General features: G+C 68.7%; 19 protein-coding genes. 9 read left to right on the top strand and 10 right to left on the bottom strand.

From position 1 onward, the window contains the following. The first annotated feature begins 4 nt into the window (after window positions 1-4). A complete protein-coding gene (locus DKM19_RS44375; RefSeq protein WP_110704657.1) occupies window positions 5-2,092 on the top strand; it encodes a PhoX family phosphatase in 2,088 nt (695 codons plus the stop codon). A gap of 256 nt (window positions 2,093-2,348) precedes the next feature. Here the strand turns inward: DKM19_RS44375 and DKM19_RS44370 are convergent, their stop codons facing one another. After that, a complete protein-coding gene (locus tag DKM19_RS44370) occupies window positions 2,349-3,785 on the bottom strand; it encodes a DHA2 family efflux MFS transporter permease subunit (protein ID WP_110704655.1) in 1,437 nt (478 codons plus the stop codon). 82 nt (window positions 3,786-3,867) lie between these two features. Here DKM19_RS44370 and DKM19_RS44365 point away from each other — a divergent pair, with 82 nt between their 5' ends. Then, window positions 3,868-4,533: a TetR family transcriptional regulator gene (locus tag DKM19_RS44365; RefSeq protein WP_110704653.1), complete on the top strand. Its 666-nt coding sequence runs from the start codon at window positions 3,868-3,870 to the stop codon at window positions 4,531-4,533. 143 nt (window positions 4,534-4,676) lie between these two features. Here the strand turns inward: DKM19_RS44365 and DKM19_RS44360 are convergent, their stop codons facing one another. From DKM19_RS44360 to DKM19_RS44345, 4 genes are all read right to left on the bottom strand, one after another. After that, complete coding sequence (locus DKM19_RS44360) at window positions 4,677-5,171, bottom strand: hypothetical protein (RefSeq protein ID WP_162642233.1); 495 nt, start codon at window positions 5,169-5,171, stop codon at window positions 4,677-4,679. Window positions 5,172-5,284: 113 nt separating this feature from the next. Next, window positions 5,285-6,769 (bottom strand): MFS transporter, encoded by a 1,485-nt coding sequence (locus tag DKM19_RS44355; protein ID WP_110704649.1) that lies wholly within the window; start codon window positions 6,767-6,769, stop codon window positions 5,285-5,287. A gap of 181 nt (window positions 6,770-6,950) precedes the next feature. Next, window positions 6,951-7,619: a Crp/Fnr family transcriptional regulator gene (locus DKM19_RS44350; protein ID WP_110704647.1), complete on the bottom strand. Its 669-nt coding sequence runs from the start codon at window positions 7,617-7,619 to the stop codon at window positions 6,951-6,953. Window positions 7,620-7,676: 57 nt separating this feature from the next. After that, window positions 7,677-9,731: an adenylate/guanylate cyclase domain-containing protein gene (locus DKM19_RS44345; RefSeq protein WP_204358501.1), complete on the bottom strand. Its 2,055-nt coding sequence runs from the start codon at window positions 9,729-9,731 to the stop codon at window positions 7,677-7,679. A gap of 176 nt (window positions 9,732-9,907) precedes the next feature. Here DKM19_RS44345 and lpdA point away from each other — a divergent pair, with 176 nt between their 5' ends. The 3 genes from lpdA (at window position 9,908) to DKM19_RS44330 (ending at window position 13,615) form a co-directional block, all read left to right on the top strand. After that, entirely contained in the window at window positions 9,908-11,308 is a 1,401-nt protein-coding gene (lpdA, locus tag DKM19_RS44340; protein ID WP_110704645.1) for a dihydrolipoyl dehydrogenase, read from the top strand. A 477-nt stretch (window positions 11,309-11,785) separates the two neighbouring features. Continuing rightward, window positions 11,786-12,457 carry a hypothetical protein gene (locus DKM19_RS44335; RefSeq protein WP_162642231.1) on the top strand — a complete coding sequence of 224 codons (672 nt, stop codon included), beginning with the start codon at window positions 11,786-11,788 and terminating at the stop codon, window positions 12,455-12,457. Between the two features lie 282 nt (window positions 12,458-12,739). Next, window positions 12,740-13,615, top strand: coding sequence for a collagen-like protein (locus DKM19_RS44330; RefSeq protein WP_110704641.1), 876 nt, complete (start codon window positions 12,740-12,742; stop codon window positions 13,613-13,615). A gap of 190 nt (window positions 13,616-13,805) precedes the next feature. On the opposite strand, the gene DKM19_RS44325 is transcribed toward DKM19_RS44330, so the two are convergent. Then, the gene (locus DKM19_RS44325; protein WP_162642229.1) at window positions 13,806-15,089 is read right to left on the bottom strand and encodes an MFS transporter; all 1,284 of its coding nucleotides are present in this window, start codon (window positions 15,087-15,089) and stop codon (window positions 13,806-13,808) included. Window positions 15,090-15,183: 94 nt separating this feature from the next. Here DKM19_RS44325 and DKM19_RS44320 point away from each other — a divergent pair, with 94 nt between their 5' ends. Further along, on the top strand, window positions 15,184-15,810 hold the full coding sequence (locus tag DKM19_RS44320; RefSeq protein WP_162642227.1) for a winged helix-turn-helix domain-containing protein: 627 nt from the start codon (window positions 15,184-15,186) through the stop codon (window positions 15,808-15,810). 369 nt (window positions 15,811-16,179) lie between these two features. Here DKM19_RS44320 and purL read toward each other — a convergent pair whose 3' ends face one another. The 4 genes from purL to purS form a co-directional block, all read right to left on the bottom strand. Beyond that, window positions 16,180-18,447 (bottom strand): phosphoribosylformylglycinamidine synthase subunit PurL, encoded by a 2,268-nt coding sequence (purL, locus tag DKM19_RS44315; protein WP_369990761.1) that lies wholly within the window; start codon window positions 18,445-18,447, stop codon window positions 16,180-16,182. Continuing rightward, complete coding sequence (gene purQ / locus DKM19_RS44310; RefSeq protein WP_089211120.1) at window positions 18,432-19,115, bottom strand: phosphoribosylformylglycinamidine synthase subunit PurQ; 684 nt, start codon at window positions 19,113-19,115, stop codon at window positions 18,432-18,434. The genes purL and purQ overlap by 16 nt, the downstream gene beginning before the upstream one ends. Before the next feature lie 274 nt (window positions 19,116-19,389). Further along, on the bottom strand, window positions 19,390-19,824 hold the full coding sequence (locus DKM19_RS44305; protein WP_239514538.1) for an ATP-binding protein: 435 nt from the start codon (window positions 19,822-19,824) through the stop codon (window positions 19,390-19,392). A 177-nt stretch (window positions 19,825-20,001) separates the two neighbouring features. Beyond that, window positions 20,002-20,247 carry a phosphoribosylformylglycinamidine synthase subunit PurS gene (gene purS, locus DKM19_RS44300; protein WP_110704633.1) on the bottom strand — a complete coding sequence of 82 codons (246 nt, stop codon included), beginning with the start codon at window positions 20,245-20,247 and terminating at the stop codon, window positions 20,002-20,004. Between the two features lie 288 nt (window positions 20,248-20,535). On the opposite strand from purS, the gene pdhA reads away from it, so the two are divergent. From pdhA to DKM19_RS44285, 3 genes are read left to right on the top strand one after another with little or no spacing between them, the layout of a single operon-like run. Then, complete coding sequence (pdhA, locus tag DKM19_RS44295) at window positions 20,536-21,624, top strand: pyruvate dehydrogenase (acetyl-transferring) E1 component subunit alpha (RefSeq protein WP_110704631.1); 1,089 nt, start codon at window positions 20,536-20,538, stop codon at window positions 21,622-21,624. Next, complete coding sequence (locus tag DKM19_RS44290; RefSeq protein ID WP_110704629.1) at window positions 21,621-22,613, top strand: alpha-ketoacid dehydrogenase subunit beta; 993 nt, start codon at window positions 21,621-21,623, stop codon at window positions 22,611-22,613. Before pdhA ends, DKM19_RS44290 begins: the two co-directional genes overlap by 4 nt. Before the next feature lie 13 nt (window positions 22,614-22,626). After that, window positions 22,627-24,090, top strand: a complete 1,464-nt coding sequence (locus DKM19_RS44285; protein WP_110706418.1) for a dihydrolipoamide acetyltransferase family protein — start codon at window positions 22,627-22,629, stop codon at window positions 24,088-24,090. Window positions 24,091-24,441 lie beyond the last annotated feature (351 nt).

Below are 24,441 nucleotides of genomic sequence, written 5' to 3'. Positions count from 1 at the left end.
ACCTGTGGCCAACCCATCGCCGCGCCGACTGCTCCCGCTGCTCGGAAGCCCGCACAAGGGCGGACGTACCGCGCTCACCTGCCAGTTCCGCTGCGGTAACCAGTGCGCCCACGACGTGCTGAACACCAGCGACAACACCTACTTCGGCGACGTGGTCGCCGATGCCATGTCCCGCCGCGGAGTGTTGCGCGCCGGCGCCCTGGGCGCGCTCGTGGTCGGCGTGGGGGCCACCACGGCGCTCCCGGCCGCGGCCGACCCCGATGCCGAGGCGAGGACCTCCGGCTTCGGCGGTGGCCACGGCCACGGCGACGAGGGCAAGATCCGGTTCGCCGCGGTCCCCCCGAACACCGACGACAAACTGACCGTTCCCGTGGGCTACGCGTCGGCGGCAGTGGTGCGCTGGGGCGACCCGGTCCTGCCCGGGGCCCCGGCGTTCGACTTCGAGCACCAGACCGCCGCGGCCCAGGCCGCGCAGTTCGGCTACAACTGCGACTACGTGACGCTCTTCCCGATGGGCGAGCAGCGCGGCCTGCTCTGGGTGAACCACGAGTACACCGACGAGAATCTGATGTTCCGCGGCTACACCAACGGCGACGCGGCGACACCGGAGCAGATCAAGATCGCGATGGCCGCGCACGGCGGCTCGGTGGTCGAGATCGAGCGGGTCGGCCAGTCCGGCCAGTGGAAGCTGGTCACGCGGGGCCGGCGTCGCTACAACCGGCGCATCACCGTGCACACCCCGATGAAGTTCACCGGTCCGGCGGCGGGCAGCGCCCTGCTGAGGACCGCCGCGGATCCGGCGGGCGTCAAGCCGATCGGCATGCTGAACAACTGCGCCGGCGGCACCACCCCGTGGGGCACGGTGCTGAGCGGTGAGGAGAACTTCAACCAGTACTTCGTCAACGGCAACGGCGTGCCCGAGGCGCAGAAGCCCTATCTGACCAGGTACGGCGTGAGCGCCACGACCGGGATTCCGAGCGGCAACCGCCGGTTCGACCGGGTCGAGGAGCGTTTCGACCTGGCCAAGCACCCGAACGAGATCAACCGGACCGGCTGGATCGTGGAGATCGACCCGTTCGATCCCGACTCCGTCCCGATCAAGCGCACCGCGCTCGGCCGGCTGGCCCACGAGGGCGCCACCACCTCCCTGGCCGAGGACGGCCGGGTCGTGGCCTACATGGGCGACGACTCCCGCTTCGAGTACGTCTACAAGTTCGTCTCGAAGAACCGCTACATCCGCGGCTTCGACCGGCACAACCGGTCGCTGCTGGACGAGGGCACCCTGTATGTGGCCCAGTTCACCGGCGACAGCCCGGCCGCGGAGATCGACGGCACCGGGAAGCTTCCCTCGGACAAGCTGTTCGACGGTTCGGGCAAGTGGATCCCCCTGGTCAGCGGCAACGTCTCGCACGTGCCGGGGATGACCGCCCAGGAAGTCCTCGTCTACACCCGTACGGCGGCCGACAAGGTCGGCGCGACCAAGATGGACCGCCCCGAGGACGTGGAGCGCAACCCCGTCACCGGCGGCATCTACGTGGCCCTGACCAACAACACCAACCGGACCCCGGCCCAGGTGGACGAGGCCAACCCGCGTCCGGCCAACAAGCACGGCCACATCCTGGAGATCACCGAGCGGCGCAACGACGCCGGTGCCACGACCTTCGCCTGGTCCCTGCCGCTGGTGTGCGGCGACCCCGCCGATCCCTCGACCTACTTCGGCGGGTTCGACAAGGCCAAGGTCTCGCCGATCTCCTGTCCGGACAACGTCGCCTTCGACGCCGACGGCAACCTCTGGATCTCCACCGACGGCAACCAGCTGGGCGCCCACGACGGCCTGTTCGTCATGCCGGTCCGTGGCTCCGAGCGCGGTTACCTGCGTCAGTTCCTGAGCGTGCCGGCCTATGCGGAGACCTGCGGCCCGCTGATCAGCGGCGACCAGCGCAGCGTCTTCGTGGCGGTTCAGCACCCGGGCGAGTCCACCGGTGCCACCCCCGAGGCCCCCACCAGCCACTGGCCCGACGGTGGAACCAGCCAGCCCCGCCCGTCCGTCGCGGTCGTCTGGCACAAGCAGGGCAAGAAGATCGGCTCCTGATCCTCGGGAACGGCTCGCGTCCTCCGGTGAGAAACGGAGGACGCGAGCCGTTCCGCATCACGCCCTCGGCTCGCGCCCTCCTGCGAGAAAGAGGGCGCGAGCCGTTCTGCGGGCGGACGCGGGGGATGGGCGCGGACGGTGCCGTCCGCCTTCTCCGCGCCTCCTACGCCGTCGGTACGGCGGGGCGCCCGGCTTTCTCCGCGCCGCGCCTCCTACGCCACGAGTACGGCGGAGTGCTCGGTTTGCTCCGCGCCTCCTACGCCACGGGTACGGCGGGACGCTCGGCGGGGGTCGTCTCCGGGTCCGCCGGCTGCGGGATCCGCAGGGCGAACAGGCTGAGCGGCACACCCACCAGCACGATGGCCGCCGCGATGACCAGTGTGGACTGGTAGGCCTCCAGGAAGGCAGTCAGCGGCTTGGCGCCGTCCGCCACGAGCGAGGTCTGCCGGGCGCTGAGAATCGCCCCGAGGATCGTGATCCCGAGCAGGCCGAAGATCTCCCGCGAGACGTTCAGCACACCCGAGGCGACCCCGGCCCGGCCCGCGGGAAGCGTGCCCAGGATGGCGGTGGTGAGCGGCACCAGCAGCCCGCCGCCCAGTCCGTAGACCAGGAACCACGGCAGAAGGTCACCGAGCGACCCGCCCTCCCCGATGAACGAGATCCCGAACACCGCCACGGCCATCAGCAGCAGCCCGGCCGCCACGGTCCGCGCGGTTCCGGCGATCCGGCTGATCCTGGGAGCGAAGACGGCGGTCACGGCCATCACCAGCGCCATCGGCACGAAGGCGACCCCGGCCTCCAGGGGTGAGAAGCCCAGCGCGTTCTGCAGGTACAGCGCGGTGAAGAAGTAGATTCCGAACACCCCGAAGGACCACAGCCCCATCGACAGGATGCCCCCGCTGAACACCCGGGACCTGAACAGCGACAGGTCGATCATCGGCTCCCGGCTCCTGATCTCGGTCACCACGAACGCCAGCGCCGAGGCCGCCGAGATTCCGAACGCGCCCAGAATCTCCGGCGAGGTCCATCCCGCCCCCGAGCCCTCGATCAGCCCGTAGGTCAGCGCGAACAGCGTCAGGCTCGATGTCACCAGGCCGGGAACGTCCAGGCTGCGCCGTACCCGATCCTGCGGGGGCACCCTGATCGCCCACAGCCCGAGCCCGAAGGTCACGATCCCGATCGGCACGTTGAGCAGGTAGATCCAGCCCCAGTGCCAGCGCTCGCTGATCAACCCGCCGGTCAGCGGCCCGAGGGCGAGGGCCAGCGCGCCCACCGCGCTCCACAGGCCGACCGCCGTCGCACGCTCCCTCGCGTCGGGGAAGATCGAGGTGAGCAACGCGAGCGCGGTGGGTGTGAGGAACGCGGCCCCCACGCCCTGCACCGCCCGGGCGGCGATCAGCATGGTGCCGTCCGTGGCCATCCCGGCGGCGAACGACGACAGGGTGAACACGGCGAGACCGATCATGAAGACCCGCCGCCGCCCGAAGACGTCGGCCAGGCGCCCGCCGGCCAGCATCAGCCCGGCGAAGACCAGGATGTAGCCGCTCACGATCCATTCGAGCCCCGAGATGCTCAGCCCGAGGTCCCGCTGGATGGTCGGCAGGGCCACATTGACCACGTTGTTGTCGAGATACGTCATGAAGGTGGCCAGCGCTACCGCGCCCAGCGCCCACCATCTGCGGTTGTCCGTCACTCCCACTCCTCTACGGTGTACTTGTACGACGTACATGTACACCGCATAGTGGAACCCGTACGACGTATAGTTGTCAAATGTGATGGGAAAACTGACGCGCGAGGTGGTCGTCGAGCAGGCGCTGGAGATCGGCGACGCCGAGGGGCTGCAGGCGGTGACCATCCGGCGGCTCGCCCAGGAGCTGGGGGTCACCCCGATGGCGCTGTACTGGCACTTCAAGAACAAGGAACTGCTGGCCATCGGCATGGCCGACCACCTGGTCGAAGGCTTCGTGATCAAGGAGGACTACGCCAGTCCCTGGCAGGATCAGCTTCGCGAGCTCGTCGGCGGTCTCGTCAGGGTGCTCCGGCGTCACCCCTGCGCGGCGGAGGTGCTGAGCGAGGTGGACCACATGGCGGTGCCCAATTTCCTCCGGGTGTGGGACACCAGCCTCGGCCTGGCCATACAGGCCCGGTTCTCCTACGAGGAGAGCTGCCTGATCTCCAAATACCTGCTCCAGGGAGCGATCGCCCTGGCCGCCGGTCCGATGAGCCATCGCAGTCCCGGCATGTCGGACCAGGAGAGAGCCGAGCAGCTGCGTCTCAAGCGCGTCAACTTCCAGTCACTGCCCCCGGACGTCTACCCGCACATCGTGGAGATGGCCGTCCCCCTCGTCGAGGGTGGCAGCGCCGACCTGTACGACACCTTCGGCGTCGACCTCCTCGTGGCGGGCATCGAGAGCCTGTCCGTCCGCCGTGGTAACGGTTGAGCGGTGACGCGGTGTGGACGGGTGGAGACGGTGGCCTTCACGGCGAGGGTTGAGCCGTGACGCGGTGACGCCGTGTGGACGGGTGGCGTCCATGGCGAGGGTTGAGCCGTGACGCCGTGTGGGCGGGCGATGCGGCGGAGAGGTCAGGCTCTGCCGTGGAAGCGGCGGCGCCGGATGGACAGCCAGACCAGAGCGGTACCGAACAGGACGGCTCCCACCCCCGTCAGGACCCGGATCATCAGCTGCCGGCCGTCGACACCGGTGAACGGCAGGGCGGGACCCCCGCCGGTCCCGGAGTTCACGGAACAGGGCCCGCCGCGTCCGGAGCCGGCCGAGCACGAACCGTCGGATCCGGAGCCCGTCGAGTCCGATCCACCGGACTGGACGTTCACGGAGTTCGAGTTGCCGGACCCGGAATAGCCGGACTGGGTCGGAGTGGGCGTGGGCGTCGGAGCGAGCACGCGTACCGAAACGCCGGTGGACGACGAACCGGGCCTGCCCGGCTGCCGGGCGTCCTTGTCGTCGGGCCCGGACGAGACGGCCGCGAAAACGCCGTCCGTGTGTGCCAGGGCACCGGAAACGCTCAGCGCGGGCACGGCCGTACAGAAGGCAAGAATGACCAGCACTCGACTACGCATTCCAATTCCCCCGAAAAAGGGCGCCCGCTTTTTGTCGAGTGCCAATTAGTGATTTTCCGCCGCGCGGCCAGTCATACCCGCTTCATGGTCGCTATCTCGTTGATTCCAATTTATTACTCACCATTACCCACCTTTCGGACAGCAGTCCGTGGGCGGGCCAGGCTCGCGAAGAGGGCTCCGCAGAGAGCGACGGCGAACAGGACGGAGTAGGTTTTCTGGAAGCCCGTCATGAGCTGATCCACGGCGACGGGCGACACGCGGGACAGCGTGCCCGCGTAGACCTGCCCGCGCAGTTCGGCGCTGACCGAGCCGGTGAGGACGCTCAGGGTGAGGGCGACGCTGAGCACGGCCCCGACATTCATGATCATGATGCGGAAGCCGTTCACCACGCCGAGGCTCCCGGCGGGCAGAGCGGCCATGACCTGCGTGGTGTTGCCGGTGAGGAAGGTGCCGCTGCCGCAACCGCAGAGGAACAGGCCCGCCCCGATGATCCAGTACGGCGTGCCGGGATCGGTGCTCACCAGCAGCACCCCGAGCCCGGTCGCGCTCAGCAGCGCCCCCCCGACGGACAGGGCGTAGGGAGGGACCCTGCGTCCGAGGGCGCCCGTGATCGGGGAGGCGAGGGCCGTGCCGATCGGGACCGGCAGCACGCCCAGGGCGGCGGTGACGGCGTCGACGCCCATGGCCGCCTGGAAGTAGAGGGCGACCAGCAGGATCAGCGCCGCGCGGGCCAGCGCGTTGCAGAAGGAGGCGAGGTTGGCGAAGGCCAGCATGCGTTCGCCGAACAACCGCACGTCCAGCACGGGGTGGGACGCCCGGCGTTCCACGACGATCAGAACCGGGACGAGGAGCGCCGCGATGGACGCGCCGACGATCACGACCGGGCTGGACAGACCTCGCGACCCCGCCTCGGACAGCGCGACGAGAGCGGAGGAGAGCGCGGCGAACACGATCAGGTTGCCCAGCGCGTCCACCGGCCGGCGCGGTCCCCTGGGAACCCGGCGGAGGGTGAACGCGCCCCAGACGAGGGCGATCAGTCCGGCGGGCACGTTCACCCAGAAGATCCACTGCCAGCCCGCGGTCTCGGCGACGAGCCCGCCCAGGGTGGGGCCGGCGAGCTGGGCGACCGAGAGCGTGCCGATGTAGACGCCCATGCCCTGGCTGAGCCGGTCGGGCGGGAAGGCATCGGTGATGATCACGGTCCCGTTCGCCAGGACCATCGCCGCACCGACGGCCTGAACCGCCCGCATCCCGATCAGGAACCAGATGCCGGGCGACAGCCCGGCCAGCAGCGAACCCAGCGTGAAGAGGGCGAATCCGGCCAGGTAGATCTCTCTGCGTCCGAGCAGGTCGGCCACCCGGCCGAAGAACACCAGTGTGGCGGTGTTGACGAGCAAGAACGCCAGCAGAACCCATCCGGCGGCGAAGGCGTCCGCGTGGAAGTGCCTGACCACGGTGGGAAGGGCCACGTTGAGCGTGCTTCCGGATATGCCGATCATCACCAGGCCAAGGCTGGTGACCGAGCAGACCCGCCACGCGTAGCGAAGTTTGGATACGTATTCGGGGGATCCAGGTAGGTCTTGGGCTATTACGACCATGGATCCCAGTCTGATGTACGCCGTACGTTAATCCTTGGGGAGTCGCATGGTAATCCTCAGGGAGATCGCGCACGCTTCCTCCGGCCCGCGACGCGCACTTCTCGCCGGTCACCTTCGTCACCTGGTCACGGTCGTACAAGCCGGTCACCTCCGTCACCCGGTGACGGTCGGGCAACCGGTGTCAGCGAGCTCGTTTGCGCAGGCCCTCCATGTCGTGGACGATCACTCGACGGCGGCCGGTCTCGATCAGGCCGCGGTCCCGCAGCGAGCGCAGGGCCTTGCTGACCGCCTCGCGGGAGGCTCCGGTCCAGCCGGCCAGCTCGTCCTGAGAAAGCGGCAGCGCCACCCGGACCGCGCCGTTGGACATCTCTCCGTACCGCTCGGCGAGCTCGAGCAGCCGGGTCGCCACCCGGCCCGTGGTGTCGAACGCGCCGTACTCGATCCGCTTGCGGTCGGCGTCGCGCAACTTGCCGGTCACCATCTGCATCAACATCACCGCGACCCGGCCGTGATCGTGCAGGTAGCCGGAGAAATCGCGGATGGTGACGCCCTCGACCGGCTCCAGCGCGGTGACCGTGGCCGATCTCGGCAGGCCGTCGATGGCCGCGAACTCGCCGAGCAGCGCGCCGGGCCCGCGCACCGCGAGGACGACCTCGCTCCCGCCCTCGGTGTGCGAGGAGACCTTGACGCGGCCCGAGGTGAGGACGAGCACCCAGTCGGACACATCGCCCTCGGTGCATATCGTCGCCCCCCTCTCCCACTTCCGGGGTCGCCCGGCCGCGTACAGAGCGGTGACTTCGTCTTCGGTGAGGCGAGTGACAAATTCGCCCGGTTCGGGGGTGGAACTCATGAGCACCTCCTGGCGATCTCGATTATCTTCGTACGGCTCACGCGCCAAAAGGCATTTCTACGGCAACGCAGACAGTACATAGGCGTTGACAGATTGTTCCTTGCCCTTGAGGTTGAGCCAGCCCAGTGCCTGGGTCGTGGCCCCGGGGCCGATCTGGTCGAGGGTGCTCTGGCCTATCACGACCGTACCGGGATCGGCGACGCCCTCCAGCCGGGCCGCCACGTTCACGCAGTCGCCCATCGCGTTGAAGCCGCGCAGCTCGGGGCTGCCGATGTTGCCGACCAGCGCGAGCCCGGTGTTGACGCCGATCCGGAACCGAGGATAGCCCGGCATCCCCTCGGCGATCGCCTCGGCCGCCTCCTGCATGGCCAGGGCGGCCCTCGCCGCGGCCAGGGCGTGATCGGGCTGCTCGGCGGGCGCGTTGAACAGCGCCAGCATCGCGTCACCCACGAACTGCACGATCGTGCCGCCGTTGCCGAGCACGATGGGCACGGCCGCCGTGTGGTAGCGGTTCAGCATCTCGACGATCTCGCCGGGCGCCGCCTGCTCGGAGAAGCTGGTGAAGCCCTTGAGGTCGGCGAAGAGCGCGGTCAGCTCGACCAGCTTGCCGCCGAGCGCCGCGGTCTGCGGATCGGCCAGCAGGGAGTTCGCCACGTCCGGGGACATGTACTGCCGGAACAGGGTCGACAGCTCCTGATAGAGCCGGGCGTTCTCCAGGGAGATGGACATCTGGCTGGCCAGCGTGGCGGCGAGTGCCTCGTCCTGCGGGGTCCTGCCCACCGGTACCTCCAGCGCACCGGCGAGCACGCCCTTGACGGTGAGCGGGTGGATGACCTTTCCCTCACGCCGGAGCGGCTGGTTATCCGGGAAGTCCTGCTTGGAGTATTCCTCCTCGCCGACGGTGAACCGCCCGTCCGCGACCAGTTCGATGCGCACGTCCCCGTACGCCTGCCGTACGCGCTCAAGGCCCTGGGCCAGCATCTCGCCCTCGGGCAGGCCGACGCGGGCCTGGTTGCCCGTGTCGACCAGCGCGGCGAGCCGTTCCGACAGCTCCCGCTCGTTGGCGAGCGCCTCGCCCGCCCGGTCGAGCACCGCGGCCTGCGCCTCGGTGAGCCCGAACTTGCCCGCCAGCCTGTTCGCGATCGGGACCTTGCTCTCCTCGCTGTTCCTGAGGTGGCCGACGAGCTCCTCCAGGGCCGCCTCGTAGTCGGCTCTGATCTTTTTGACCGTCGCGGACAGCGCCACCGAGTCGAACAGTCCCGCGCTCGTGCCCTCTCGCCGGAACTGCATGTAGGCGCTGTAGGCGACGAAGCCGAAGGCCAGGGTCAGCAGGATGTGCCACAGCCACCACGACAGGTGCCAGTTGTGGTGGGACATTCCGGCGATCATCGCCTCGGCGAGCAGCGCGTAGGCGGTGACCAGACTGATCAGCATGGCCGCCGGGCGCTTGCGGTGGAGCTGGAACATCATGATGGCCGAAGCCACGTACAGGGCGACCCCGATCAGCTCGAATCCGCCGAGGCCGGCGCCCTGGGGCGGAGACTTGCTGCTCAGCGGGGTCAGGCCCGACACGAGGGAGGCGAATCCCCAGACGGCGAGCAGGAGGACGAGCCCGACGCTCAGCCACACCTGCCATCTCAGCACGGCCTGGGCCGCCCGCTGGTTCAGCGGCAGCGCCGAGACGAACGCGAATATCGAGGCGACGAGCAGACCGACCGGATGGGCCAGGTCGAACCCGTAGTTCGGTCCGTCCAGGATCACCTTCGGCGTGGCCAGGCCGTGCATCAGGAAGAATCCCGCGGTGCCCAGGAACACCAGCGAGACGAGGAACAGGCGGGCATCGGATCGCCGGGTCGACGCCTGGCTGATCATGGCGCCCAGGACCACGTTGATCCCCGCCACGGCGATGATCAACCAGAAGTGGCTGGGATTGTCCTGCCACATGATGTCGAGTCTCTCGGGGTTGGCCAGCAGCAGCCAGAGCCCGGCCATCGGTAACGCCAGATGCATCACCCAGACAACCGTGCGGACCGGCTGCGTCGCCGGTGGCAGGTACGGTTCCTGTTTGGTGCGGTTCTCGATGGATGTGCTCGTCGGCTCAATGGTCGGCACGGTGGCCTCCGTGTCTTGGGGAGCCCTTGGAAGACCCCCGATTTGCCGGCCCACGCCCAACAGGCGCGGTTCCCCCCGAACGATCTAATTATCCCGTATGCCGCCAGTGCGGATGGCGTATCCGATTGCCACCCCTTTGTAAGCTCGGTGACCTCGCGTTTAATAGTCTCCGAACCATGAGCATTCACTATGACGTCGTGGTCCTGGGCGCCGGCTCCGGAGGATACGTGGCCGCGATCCGAGCCGCCCAGCTGGGGCTCAGTGTCGCGGTCGTCGAGAAGCGCTACTGGGGCGGCGTCTGCCTCAACGTGGGATGCATTCCCTCCAAGGCGCTGCTGCGCAACGCCGAGCTCGCCTATCTGTTCACGCGCGAGGCCCAGACGTTCGGCATCCACGTCGAGGGCAAGGTCACCTTCGACTACGGCGAGGCCTTCAGGCGCAGCCGTAAGGTCTCCGACGGGCGCGTCAAGGGCGTGCACTACCTGATGAAGAAGAACGGCATCACCGAGTACGACGGCAGCGGCACGTTCACCGACGCCAACACGCTGGAGGTGGCCCGTACCGGCGGCGGCACCGAGACGCTCACGTTCGACCACTGCATCATCGCGACGGGCGCGACCACGAGGCTGCTGCCGGGGACGTCGGTGACGGAGCGGGTGGTGACCTACGAGGAGCAGATCCTCAGCGAGACGCTTCCCGAGAGCATCGTGATCGCGGGTGCGGGCGCGATCGGGGTCGAGTTCGCCTACGTGCTGCACAACTACGGCGTCAAGGTGACGATCGTGGAGTTCCTCGATCGCCTTGTCCCCCTGGAGGACGAGGAGGTCTCGGCGGAGCTCGCCCGGCGCTACAAGCGGCTCGGCGTCGAGGTGCTGACCTCGACGCGCGTGGAGTCCATCGACGACTCCGGCGACAAGGTGCGCGTGACGGTCTCACGTGACGGGCGGCAGCAGGTCCTCGAGGCGGACAAGGTGCTGCAGGCGATCGGCTTCCAGCCGCGCGTCGAGGGGTACGGGCTCGACCGCACCGGGGTGGCCCTCACCGAGCGCGGCGCCATCGACATCGACAGCCGGGGCCGTACGAACGTGCCGCACATCTTCGCCGTCGGCGACGTGACGGCCAAGCTGATGCTCGCGCACGCCGCCGAGGCCATGGGGATCGTCGCGGCGGAGACCATCGCGGGTGCGGAGACGATGGAGCTCGACTATGTGATGATCCCGCGGGCGACGTACTGCCAGCCCCAGATCGCGAGCTTCGGCTTCACCGAGGCACAGGCCCGAGAGCTGGGCTTCGACGTGAAGGTGGCCAAGTTCCCGTTCAGCGCCAACGCCAAGGCTCACGGCCTGGGGGACGCGGTCGGGTTCGTCAAGATCCTCAGCGACGGCGAGCACGGGGAGCTGATCGGCGCCCACCTGATCGGGCCCGAGGTCACCGAGCTGCTGCCCGAACTGACGCTGGCCCAGCGGTGGGACCTGACGGTCCACGAGGTGGCGCGGAACGTGCACGCTCACCCCACGCTCGGCGAAGCGGTCAAGGAGGCGATCCACGGACTGGCGGGCCACATGATCAACATGTGAACTCGGTCCGGTCGTCGTCCGCACGGCGCGGGCCGGTCGTTCTCCGTACCCCGGTGGCTTCTCCGGGCGTTCGGGCGGGCTCATCGGGTTTCCGACCCCCGATGGGCCCGTCCTGGTCGATGACGGGGGTACGGCTCATGCCGGTACGTCCCGCCGCACCGCCGAGCCCGAACCGAACCGGCCGATGATCCGTCGTCTCGGTAGGAGCCTCGGGAGGTCAATGTGCGGTGGTATCGGATGGTCGGATCCGTCTCCGTGGCGGTTCTGGTGATGGCCTGCGCGCCGTCCGAGAGCGTGCGCGACAGGACTGTGCCGCCGGAGGCCGCTCCGGCGGCAACTGTCACCAGGTCGTCGGAGGCAGCGGCTCCGAAGAGAACGACCGCGCCACCGTCGGTGGTGGTGCGCGGCGGGGGCACGGAGTTGTCTCTGGGCGCTTTCACGTATTGCCATCGCACCGGGTGCGTCGACGGCAGGCCGATGGACCTACCGGATCTGGGTACGGTGACAGGCGACGTCACCGTCTCCTTTCCTTTGGGGGACTGGACGTTCGGGGCGACACAGCTCCAGCCCGCCGTTGCCTGGCCGACGCCCTGCGACGTCCGGCTCCCCGCGCGGGTCGTCCCCACCGGAGCGGGGCGCTGGCGGCTGGAACCCGCCGGACCTCCTGGAAAGTATCGGATCGATCTGTTCGGCAGGGCTTCGGGCGGGGGAGATCTCGTCGTCGCGTTCGCGCTCACCACGTCGGTTCCTGGCCCGATGCCCGATCCCCGGGCGAATCTCAGCGCTTTTTACAACCATGACGGCACTCCGGACAACTACGGCACCTTCGAACTCGGGATCGATCATTTGCGGACGACACCGCGCGAGGCCGGTGCGAGGCTCACGATTCTTGGTCGGGACGGCCGATCGACCTACGAGCTTCCCCGCGAGGTGAATGAGTGCCGGCCGAGGGGAGAGGTCCGGTTCCGAGCCGAGGTGCCCAACGAGAGCGTGCTGCGTGCCGTGGGGCAGGCCCCGTACACGATCAGGATCGACCTGGAGCTGGACGGGAAGCGGCACTCGGCGTCGGTGGTCTGGCCGCGAGATGTGAGTAAGGAACCGGACAGCGACGAATCGCTCGTGCCCATCTTCAGCCCGGCCCTGCGGTGATCATCCGAGCGGGGATTCGGAGCGTGTGCATCGGATGGATCGGGCGGCGACCGGAACCTCTTCGCTGACTCATGATTCGCCGCTTCGCGCCTGGTGGGCGAGGTTTCCCTCGGGAGTCTGATCGTTCCAGGCGCCGTCAGTCCGGACGGGCGGTCAAACTCTGAGTTTCCCTTCGAATCCAAAGCGTGACATTCCATGCGACAACCATTGGAACGATTGAAGCGTGTACTACCTGTAGCTCCCCAATCACACCAGGCTCTGGTGTCCCAGAAAGGAAGCCTCGTGGCTTTCAAGTTGCCGGGCGTACGCCCGCTTGCCGTCGTGGCCGTCGGCGTGCTGGCCGGATCCCTGCTTACGATGGGCGGCAGCGCCGTCGCGTCGTCGTCGGCAGGCGCCGAGATCCACGCGTGTGTGCACAAGAAGACGCGCTACACACGGATCGTCAACGTCACGACCGTGTGCAAGCCGACCGAGATCCGGGTGAAGTGGGCCCAGAGCGCCGGCGGTAGTTCCCAGAGCTTCGCGACCGCCGGCCCGCAGGGCCCCCAGGGTCCCGCGGGCAGGACCGGCGCCACCGGGCCCACCGGTCCCACCGGCCCGCAGGGCAGGACGGGCTTCAGGGGCAAGGACGGCATCCAGGGTCCCATCGGCCCGAAGGGTGCCGACGGCAAGGACGGCGTCCAGGGCCCCGTCGGCCCGAAGGGCGCGGACGGCACCGATGGCAAGGTCGGCCCCGAGGGTCCCGCCGGTCCGAAGGGCGCCAACGGCACCGATGGCAAGGACGGCAAGGACGGCGCTCCGGGCACCAAGGGCGCCGACGGCACCGACGGCAAGACCGGCCCCCAGGGCCCCGCCGGCCCGAAGGGTGCCGACGGCAAGGACGGCAAGGGCGGAACGCTGAGCACGCGGACCGCGACCGGGACGCTCACCAGCAGTGGCGGCACGGCGAGCTGCACCTCCGACGAGGTCGTGACCGGCGGCGGCTACTCCATCGGTGACGAGGACTACGTCGCCTCGGCCTCCATGCCCAGCGGCAACGGCTGGAACGTGAAGATCAACAAGCTCTCCTCGGGCGGCGACAACAACCGCAACAGCGTCAACAGCGGCGGCGGCAGCTCCAAGGGCACCGTCTACGCGATCTGCCTCAAGAAGAGCTGATCCCTTCCGGCCCACGCCACCCGCATGACCAGCCAGGCCCCTCCCGTTCACCGGGAGGGGCCTGCTGCTTTTGCCGGAACCGTTCCGCCGGCGACCCGCCGCCCCTGCCAAACCGACCGCGAGGGCCAGTGATCCAATTGCTGCACCTGAAAAGCGGGGGACCGGCGGTTTGACCCCGTCCCCGGCTGCATCATCTGAGCGGTGGTTGAGCTGCGGCGATCGGCCATGGGGCTTCCCGGAGATGCTTGCGGGACGCGGCGTATGCACCCGTGACGCCGAGCATCGCGGCGAACACCAGCATCGTCGTGGAGACGCTCAGATATTGCAGCATGAGGCCGGCGCCGACCGCTCCGAGCGGTCCACCCAGGCCGAAAAGCATGCTCGCGGACGCGATGACCCTGCCCAGCCTGTCGGCCGGGACTCCGCGAAACACCAGCACGTCGATGAGGACGCCGAGGGCCGGTACGCCGAGCATCGCGAAGCCCAGCACGGCCATCACCCACCATGGCCCGAACGGCAGCACGAGTGCCGCGAACACCGGTACCTGCATGACCACGACACCGACCAGCAGTACACCAGGACGTAATCGGCGGTGGAGCGGACCGACGAGAGCGGCGCCCGCCAAGCCGCCAAGCGCCAGGCCGGCCATCACCGTTCCGATGATCCACGAGGGGGTGTGCTGCCGTTGCAGGATGATCGTGGCGATCAGGACGAGCGGGGCGCCCGCGGCGTTGAGCGCGGTGACGGCGAAGGTGGCGCTGCGCAGCACGGGGTCGTTCCACAGCGTCTTGACCCCTATCAGCAAGCCGCCGGCCTCATTCTCCGGTGCCGGATCGGCCGTCGACGAGGTGATCCGCGCAGGGGTGCGGACGATGAGGATGCAGAACCAGGACACCGCGAAGCTCACGGAACAGAAGAGGAACGGCAGTATCTGCTTCAAGCCGTACAGCAGTCCGCCGAGGGGAGGGCCGGCGAGGCCCGCGGCGCTGTTACGGACCTCCTCCTGGGTCAGGGCCGCGGTCAGCTGGCTGCTCGGCACCACGGCACGCACCACGAGCATGCGGGCCGGCCCCCCGAACGCCGAGCCGGCGCCCAGTACGGCGGCGGCCGCCACGAGGTGAACCATCGTCAGATGACCGGCCATCAGGGCCACCGCGACACTGCCGGCGGTGAGCGCGCGACCCCCGTCGGCGAGGAGGAGGACGCGCCGACAGTCCCAGCGATCGACCACCTCACCTGCGGGCAGCGCCAGCACCACCCCCGCCAGCAGTTGCACGAACGCGAACAGACCGGCTTGGGCGGGTGATCCCGTCACCGCGAGGATCACAAGCGGGTAGGTGACCTCCGCAGCCTCGCTGCCCAGGAAACCGACCGTCGACCCGATCCACAACAACTGGAAGCGCCGGTTGCGCCGTAGCGGGGGAGGAGGCTCACCCGCTACTGGGGCGGCCTCGATACCTTCGGCGGACGACATCGCGTTCATCCTCTCGTAAATGTTCTCGTAAGAGAAATCATTCACGCCGACGTTAATGGTGTCGCGAGGAAGAATCAATGGCAGGATGGTCGGCATGGTGCTTCCAACAGCAGCGGTCGGTGACCCTGCTCCGGTCCGCCTGGTCAACGACGTCGAGACGCTGCGGGTGCTGTCGGACCCGCTCCGGTTGGCCATCCTCCGACTGCTGATGCGCGGTGCGCGCCAAGCTCCGCCGATACTGTCCGTCAAGGAGATGGCCGCGGAGCTGGAGGAGCCGCCCACCAAGCTGTACCGGCACGTCAAGCAGCTGGAGGCGTGCAGCCTCATCGTGGTTGCCGAAACCCGGCTGGTGTCGGGAATCGTCGAATATCGCTACCGAACAGGCCAGTTCGGCCTGCGCTGGGACAGCGCGCTGCTCGGCCAGACCGCCGACCCGTCCGACCACCTGCTGGCCATCGACATGGCGAGCTGCGAGAGCTTCCTCCAGGACTATGCGGTAGCCGTGACCTCGGGCAGGGTCCGCCTCGATCAGCGGACGTCCCCCGAGACGTCGTACCGCAACCCGATCAGTGCGGTAGTCGAAGCTCGGCTGTCTCCCCAGCGGGCCGTGCAGCTGCGCGACCGCCTCGCCGCCTTGATTGACGAATACTTCGACGGAAGCGACGACGAGGACGGCGTGCCCGTCCACATGTCCCTCATCTTCTACAGCCCGGAGGAGTAGCCGCCAGGCGCGGATTCGGGAAGAAGTCCTCAGCTGATCCGCTCCACGACGCGGTCACGCCGTTCACGTCCGAGCAAGCGGCGAATGAGGTCGCCTCCGCGAAAGCGGAGTGCCCCGAGGGCCGGATGCCGTTCTCCGGCGGGCACGTAAGAGTGCGTCCGAACGCCTCCGTCCCTCTTGCCCCCGTCGGCGTGGTCTCCAACGGCCCCTCCAAGAGGAGCTGGAGCGTGGGCGTCGCCAATCACAGCTCGACAGATATCGCCGACTTCGTGGTCCACGCCTACTGCGCACCAGACGCCGCGTTCGGCTTCTGATCGACGAAGGGGGTGCGGCTCGTACGAGCCGCACCCCCTTTCGCGTGTGTGAGGATCAGCCGAAGATGCCCGGCAGGGTGGCCGTGTGGGTCTCCCGGAGTTCGGTGATCGGAACCTCCAGGACGTTCGCGATCGTCAGCGTGGTGCCGCCGGTGGTGCCCAGGCCGTAGCAGGGCACCTCGTGGCTGGCGCAGAGCTCCGCGAAGGCGTCGAACGACTCCGGCCTCACGGTCACCAGCGCGCGGGCCGACGACTCGCTGAACAGGTCCACGAACGCGTCGTCGCCCGTCAGGGAGACCGTGCAGCCGATGCTCTGGGCGAGGCAGGCCTCAGCCAGGGCGATCGCCAGACCGCCGTCGGACAAGTCGTGGGAGCCGGTCAGCAGACCCCGCGAAGCGGCCTCGGTCAGGACGAGCGCCAGGTCGCGCTCGGACTCCAGCTTGGCCTGGGGAGGCAGGCCGCCGAGGTGGCCATGGGTCACGTGAGCCCACTCGGAGCCGCCGAACTCCTCGTCGGTGTCGCCGAGCAGGATGACCTTGTCGCCGTCGCCGGTGAAGCCCGTCCGCACCCGCGTGGCCACGTTGTCGATCACGCCCAGCACGCCCACCACCGGGGTCGGGTGGATCGGGGTCGATCCGGTCTGGTTGTAGAACGACACGTTGCCGCCGGTCACCGGGACACCGAGGATCTTGCAGGCGTCGGCCAGGCCGCGTACGGCCTCGGAGAACTGCCACATGACCTCGGGGTCCTCGGGGGAGCCGAAGTTGAGGCAGTTGGTGACGGCGAGCGGAGTGGAGCCGGTCACGGCCACGTTCCTGTACGCCTCGGAGAGCGCGAGCTGGGCCCCGGCGTAGGGGTCGAGACGGGCGTAGCGGCCGTTGCCGTCGGTGGCCAGCGCGATGCCCCTGGTCGTCTCCTCGGCGCCCGGCATGACCTCGCTGATCCGCAGTACTCCGGCGTCGGCGGGCTGGGCCAGCACGGTGTTGCCCCGGACGTACCGGTCGTACTGGGAGGTCACCCACTCCTTCGAGGCGAGGTTGGGCGAGCCGAGCAGTTCCAGCAGCGTCGCGCGCAGGTCGGAGGAGCGGTCGAGGCGGTTCGGGTCGTCGCCGTTCAGCGCGACCTGACCGGCAGGCTCGTGGAACGGGCGCTCGTAGACCGGGCCCTCGTCGACCGCGGTGCCCGGCGGGATGTCCACGATGGTCTCGCCGTGCCAGGTCATCACCAGGCGGCCCCCGTCGGTGACCTCCCCGATCACGGTCGATGGGATGTCCCACTTCGCGCAGATCGCCATGAAGGCATCGATGTTGTCGGGAGTGACGATCGCCATCATGCGTTCCTGAGACTCGCTCATCAGGATCTCTTCGGGCCGCAGCGACGGGTCGCGCAGGGGGACGAGGTCCAGCCTGACGTCCATGCCTCCGGTGCCCTTGGCCGCGAGCTCGGTCGTCGCGCAGGAGACGCCCGCGGCGCCGAGGTCCTGGATGCCGACGACGATGTCCGCCTGGTAGAGCTCCAGGCAGCACTCGATCAGGAGCTTCTCCATGAACGGGTCGCCCACCTGGACGCTGGGGCGCTTGGCCTGCGACTCGTCCTCGAACGTGGCCGAGGCCAGCACGGACGCGCCGCCGATGCCGTCGGGGCCGGTCAGCGCCCCGAACAGGATGACCTTGTTGCCAGGCCCGGGGGCGATGGCCAGCTTGATCTGGTCCTTGCGAAGCAGACCCACGCAGAGCGCGTTGACCAGGGGGTTGCCGATGTAGCAGGGGTCGAAGACGACCTCGCCGCCGATGTTGGGCAGGCCGAGGCAGTTGCCGTAGTGGCTGATGCCCTCGACCACGCCGGGCAGCACCCGCCTGGTGTCGGGGGCGTCCGCCGCGCCGAAGCGCAGCGCGTCCATCACCGCGATCGGCCGTGCGCCCATCGACATGATGTCGCGGACGATGCCGCCGACGCCGGTCGCCGCACCCTGGTGCGGCTCGACGTAGGAGGGGTGGTTGTGTGACTCGATCTTGAAGGTGGCGGCCCAGCCGTCACCGATGTCCACGACGCCGGCGTTCTCACCCATGCCGACGAGCAGGGCCTCCGACTTCGGGGCCTTGGTGGCGAACTGGCGCAGGTGCACCTTGGAGGACTTGTAGGAGCAGTGCTCGCTCCACATGACGCTGTAGATGGCCAGCTCGGAGCCCGTGGGCCGACGGCCGAGGATCTCGCGGACCCGTTCGTACTCGTCGATCTTCATGCCCAGCGCGGCGTACGGCTGCGGCTCGTCGGGGGTGTCCTCGGCCCGTTTGACGGTGTCGAGACTCATGCGTTCACCCAGCTCTTCAGGATGGAGGAGAAGAATCCGCGGCCGTCGGTGCTCGGGGCGCCGGTGAGGTCCTCGACGGCGTGCTCGGGGTGCGGCATGAGCCCGACGATGTTTCCCGCCTCGTTGCGGATGCCCGCGATGTCGTTGAGGGAGCCGTTGGGGTTGCCTCCCGTGTAGCGGAAGACGACCTGGTCGCCCGCCTCCAGGGCGCTCAGGGTCGCCTCGTCGGCGACGTAGCGGCCCTCACCGTGCTTGATCGGCAGGACGATCTCCTGGCCCTCGGTGAAGTCCGAGGTCCAGGGGGTGGTGTTGCTCTCCACCCGGATGCCCTGGTCGCGGCAGACGTAGTGCAACCCGGCATTGCGCATCAGCGCACCGGGCAGCAGGTGGGCCTCACAGAGGATCTGGAAGCCGTTGCAGGTGCCCAGAACCGGCAGACCGGCCTTGGCGGCGGGGATCAGCTCTCCCATCAACGGTGCGAACCTGGAGATCGCCCCGCAGCGCAGGTAGTCCCCGTAGGAGAACCCACCCGGCAGGAAGACCGCGTCCACACCCTTGAGATCGGGGTCCGCGTGCCACAACGGGACGGCTTCGCCGCCCGCGTGACGCACGGCGCGGGCCGCGTCCTGATCGTCAAGAGTTCCGGGAAAAGTGACGACGCCCACGCGGGCAGCACTCATGGCAGCGTTCCCCTCCACAAACGAGCACCGCGCCGACGTCTCACACATCGGACGTCGGTCTGCGGCGGTGCTCCCAGGCTATCCGCTCCCGGGGGGAGGTCACGCGCGGACGTGTCCGATCGCACAGCTCATCGCGCCGGGATCGGCTCGGGAGGCGGAGGATCGTACGGCGGGCACCGGCGCGTACGGCGGTGTGCACCGCCGTACGGCTCAGGCGGTCGCGAAGGGCCCGAACAGCTCAGGCGCCTCAAAGGGCTCGGATGACCCGGACGGCTCAGACGGCGGCGAGCACGCGATCGTTGAGGAACAGGGCGTCCTCGTCCCAGTCGAGGTGCTTGCGCAGATGCACGATGGTGCCCCTGCCGGGCGCGATGTCGAAGGAGATCTCGTCCACCACGGCCTGCATGATGAGGATGCCCCTGCCGTTCTCGACGTCCGTCGCCGGGTAGCGCTCCGGCACCCGGACGAGCCCCTGGCCCCTGTCGATGATGCGGACGTCGCAGCGGCCGTAGCCGATCTCCGTCTCCACCTCGTAGCGGTTGGCCGGGCCGCCGTGGCGTACGGCGTTGGCACATGCCTCGGTCACCGCGAGGAGGATGTCGGCGATGCAATCCTCGGTGACGCCGAGCGAACGCAGGGAGTCACCCAGCGCCCTGCGGACCATCGGAATGCCGATGGCCTCTCTCGGTAAAGCCAGCGAGAACTCCATGTTCACCGGTTTCCCTCCCGGGTGAGATGTCACCCAGTGAAGGCTTCCCTACAGAATCCGGGCTAACCGCAAAATAACCTTAATGTTATTTAGTGGTGGTCAAGCCGTGGGATTCTGCGGCACCCGAAGCGGGATTTAACCGGATTCGAGGAAATCTGATGTGTGATATGTGACGGCCTACGCGTCGACGGTGACCGTGTAGTCCTCGATCACCGTGTTGGCGAGCAGGGTCTCCGCCATCTTTCGGACGTCCGCAAGTGCGGCCTCGTCGGCGGGTCCGTCGAGCTCCACCTCGAACCGCTTGCCCTGCCGTACGGCTGAGACACCGGAGAAGCCGAGCCGCGGCAGCGCTCGCGCGATGGCCTGCCCCTGCGCGTCGAGAATCTCGGGCTTCAGCATGACGTCGACGATGACGCGCGCCACGGTGTTCCTCCTGGTTGTAGCGGAGCCGGTCCGGCGCCTCAAGAGTAACGGGCCTGCCCGGCACTTCGACGCAGGGGCCAGAGTCCTATCGTGCGAGGGTGAAAGGAAGTACGAGGGGAACGGGGATCTTATGGACGTCGAGATGGGTCTTGCGCATAGGTATGTGACCTCTGCCACGATGTCCTCAGACGCGGACGAACCACCACCAAACGGGTCGAATGCGACGCTGATCGGCCGGACAGGGGTGGCGAACCCATCCAGACGGCCCCGAGCACACAGGAGCGGCACGTGACAGCCGACGCCTCTCACGGAGAAGCACCCCCAGAGTTCGTTCAGTTGCTGACCCCCGAAGGAGAACGGGTCCAGCATCCCGACTACGACATCGATCTGACCCCGGAGGAGATTCGCGGCCTGTACCGGGACCTTGTCCTGGTCCGCCGCGTCGACCTGGAGGCCGTCGCCCTGCAGCGCCAGGGCGAGCTGGGAATCTGGGCCTCCCTGCTCGGCCAGGAAGCCGCGCAGATCGGTTCGGGCCGGGCGCTGACCGAAGCGGACATGGCCTTCCCGACCTACCGGGAGCACGGCGTGGCCTGGTGCCGGGGGGTGGACCCGGTGAACCTGCTCGGCCTGTTCCGCGGCGTCAACCACGGTGGCTGGGACCCCGCGGAGCACAACTTCCACCTGTACACGATCGTGATCGGCAGCCAGACCCTGCACGCGGTCGGCTACGCCATGGGCATCCAGCGCGACAGCGCCGACGCCGCCGCGATCGTCTACTTCGGTGACGGCGCGACCTCCCAGGGCGACGTGAACGAGTCGTTCATCTGGGCCTCGGTGTTCAACGCGCCGGTGGTGTTCTTCTGCCAGAACAACCAGTGGGCCATCTCCGAGCCCCTGGAGAAGCAGTCCCGCATCCCGCTGTACCGCCGGGCGAGCGGGTTCGGGTTCCCGGGCGTCCGGGTCGACGGCAACGACGTCTTCGCCTGCCTCGCCGTGACCCGCAAGGCGCTGGCCGACGCCAGGTCCGGACAGGGCCCGATGCTCATCGAGGCCTTCACCTACCGGATGGGCGCCCACACCACCTCCGACGACCCGACCCGCTACCGGGTGGCCGCCGAACTGGAGGCGTGGAAGCTCAAGGACCCGATCGAGCGGGTCCGGTCCTACATGTTCAAAAACCAGATCGCCGACCAGGAGTTCTTCGACGCGATCGACGCCGAGGCCGACGACCTGGGACGTGACGTGCGCAAACGCTGTCTGGCGCTGCCCGACCCCGAACCGCTCGCCATCTTCGATCACGTCTACGCGGAGCCGCACAGGCTGATGGACGAAGAGCGCGCCCAGTTCGGCGCCTACCTGGAGGGGTTCGAGGGATGACCATCCTGACGCTGGCCAAGGCGCTCAACGAGGGCATGCGCAAGGCGATGGAGGACGACCCCAAGGTCCTCGTCATGGGCGAGGACGTGGGCAAGCTCGGCGGAGTCTTCCGGGTGACCGACGGGCTGCAGAAGGACTTCGGCGAGCAGCGGGTCATCGACACCCCGCTGGCGGAGTCGGGCATCATCGGGACGGCCATCGGTCTCGCGCTGCGCGGATACCGCCCGGTCTGCGAGATCCAGTTCGACGGGTTCGTCTTCCCCGCGGCCGACCAGATCATCACGCAGCTGGCCAAGATGCCGCTGCGATCGCTGGGCAAGCTGAAGCTGCCCGTCGTGGTCCGGATCCCCTGCGGCGGCGGCATCGGCGCCGTCGAGCACCACAGCGAGTCGCCCGAGGCCTACTTCACCCACACCGCGGGCCTGCGCGTCGTCGCCTGCTCCAACCCCTCCGACGCCTACGAGATGATCCAGCAGGCGATCCGGTGCGACGACCCCGTCATCTTCTTCGAGCCCAAGCGGCGCTACTGGGAGAAGGCGGAGGTGGACATCCCCACCTCCTCGGCCGGCTCCGCCGCGTGGCTGCCCTTCGACCAGGGCAAGGTGGTACGGCCGGGCACGGATGTCACCATGCTCGCCTACGGGCCGATGGTGAAGACCTGCCTGGAGGCCGCGAAGGCGGCCGAGGACGACGGCCGGTCACTGGAGGTCGTGGACCTGCGCTCACTCAACCCGCTGGACGTCGAGCTGGTCGTAGAGTCGGTACGGAAGACCGGACGGTGCGTCGTGGTGCACGAGGCTCCGGTCTTCAACGGCTTCGGGGCCGAGCTCGCCGCCCGGATCACCGAGGAGTGCTTCTACAACCTGGAGGCCCCGGTACTGCGCGTGGGCGGGCCGTCCACGCCTTACCCGCCTTCCAGGCTGGAGGATCACTACCTGCCTGACCTGGACCGGGTCCTGCACGCCGTCGACCGCGTGTTCGCGTTCTGAGAAGGGGGTGACGATGAAGGAGTTCAAGCTCCCCGACGTGGGCGAGGGCCTGACCGAGGCCGAGATCGTCCGCTGGCATGTGAAGGTCGGAGACCTGGTCAAGGTCAACCAGATCATCGTGGAGATCGAGACCGCCAAGGCCGTCGTCGAGCTGCCCTGCCCGTTCGAGGGCGTGGTGGCCGCGCTGATGGCCGACGAGGGCGAGACCGTGGACGTCGGCAGGCCGATCATCTCCGTGGACGACGGCACGGACCCCGGTCCCGGCCCCGTCTCCGGCTCTGTATCCGGTGTATCCGGTCCCGATTCCGCCTCCGAACGTGGGGCGGCACTGAACGACGACATGGTGCCGTCGCTTCCCAAGGAGGAGCGCCAGCCGGTCCTGGTGGGATACGGCGTCAAGATGGGCACGGCCAAGCGCCGTCCCCGCAAGCCGTCCCCCACGGATTCCGCCGAACCGCCTGCCCGCGAGCCGTCCGCCCGCTCGTATGCCGAGCCGCCGGCCCGCCCGTCCGCCGAGCCGCAGACCCGGTCATCGGCCTGGAGGAGCGAGCCGGTCCCCACCGGGACCGCGGCCGCCGTGGAGACGATCGCGTCGCCGGGCCGGGGCGCGATCCTGGCCAAGCCTCCGGTGCGGAAGCTGGCCAGGGACCTCGGGGTCGACCTGACCGCACTCACCGGGACGGGCCCGCAGGGCTCGATCACGCGGGACGACGTCCACTCGGCGATCGACGCCCCGCCTGCCCCGGCGGTGGCGGCGCGAGCCGTACGGGCCGGTGAGGGTGAGGAGCGGATCCCGGTCAAGGGGGTGCGGAAGGCGACCGCGCAGGCGATGGTGAGCTCCGCGTTCACCGCGCCGCACGTCACCGAGTTCCTCCAGGTGGACGTGACCGAGACCATGGACGCGGTCAGGCGGCTACGGCAGCTGCCCGACTTCGCCGAGGTCAAGGTCTCGCCGCTGCTCCTGGTGGCCAAGGCGGTGCTCGTCGCCGCACGCCGGTATCCGATGATCAACGCAGCGTGGGACGAGGCCGCCCAGGAGATCGTGGTCAAGCACTACGTGAACCTCGGCATCGCCGCCGCCACCCCGCGTGGCCTGCTCGTTCCCAACGTCAAGGACGCTCACGCCCTCTCCCTCCCGGATCTGGCCAGAGCCCTGGGCGCCCTCGCCGAAACCGCCAGGGCCGGCCGTACCCAGCCCGCGGAGATGGCGGGGGGCACGATCACGATCACCAATGTGGGCGTGTTCGGAGTGGACGCCGGCACCCCGATCCTCAACCCGGGCGAGTCGGCCATCCTGGCCTTCGGCCAGGTCAGGGACATGCCGTGGGTGGTGGACGGGCAGATCGTGCCGCGCAAGGTCTGCACGCTCGCCCTCTCCTTCGATCACCGGGTCGTGGACGGCGAGCTTGGTTCGCTCTTCCTGCGCGACATCGGCGCCATGCTCCAGGATCCGCTCCGCATGCTCGCCTGGGGCTGACCTGCGACAGGTCCTGCTCTCCAGGTGCTCCGGCACGGAGGAGGCGTAGGAGGCAGCAGTTGTCCGAGGCCGGCACATAGGACGCTCCGCCTGTCCGGAGCCGACACGTGAGACCACGAGCCCGTCCCCGCCGAAAGGGGGGCGGGCTCGCGGCGTCTCCGCGGATGTTTCCCCGGCGCCCCTTCCCGTCACGCGCGGATGCCGTCGGGCGCCGGATGCCCGGGTCCGTCCGGAGACCCCTGCTGCCGTCCGGGCCCCGCTCGGAACTCCCCTCCGGGGGCACTTCGATATGCCACTCTCCGCCGTCGTTCATTTACTGACCCGGCGCGTCAATTCTTGTGATGAAAGTCA

This window comes from Streptosporangium sp. 'caverna', assembly GCF_003203775.1.
In the GTDB taxonomy this organism is placed as follows: domain Bacteria; phylum Actinomycetota; class Actinomycetes; order Streptosporangiales; family Streptosporangiaceae; genus Streptosporangium; species Streptosporangium subroseum.
This window is presented reverse-complemented; position numbering and strand designations above follow the sequence as displayed.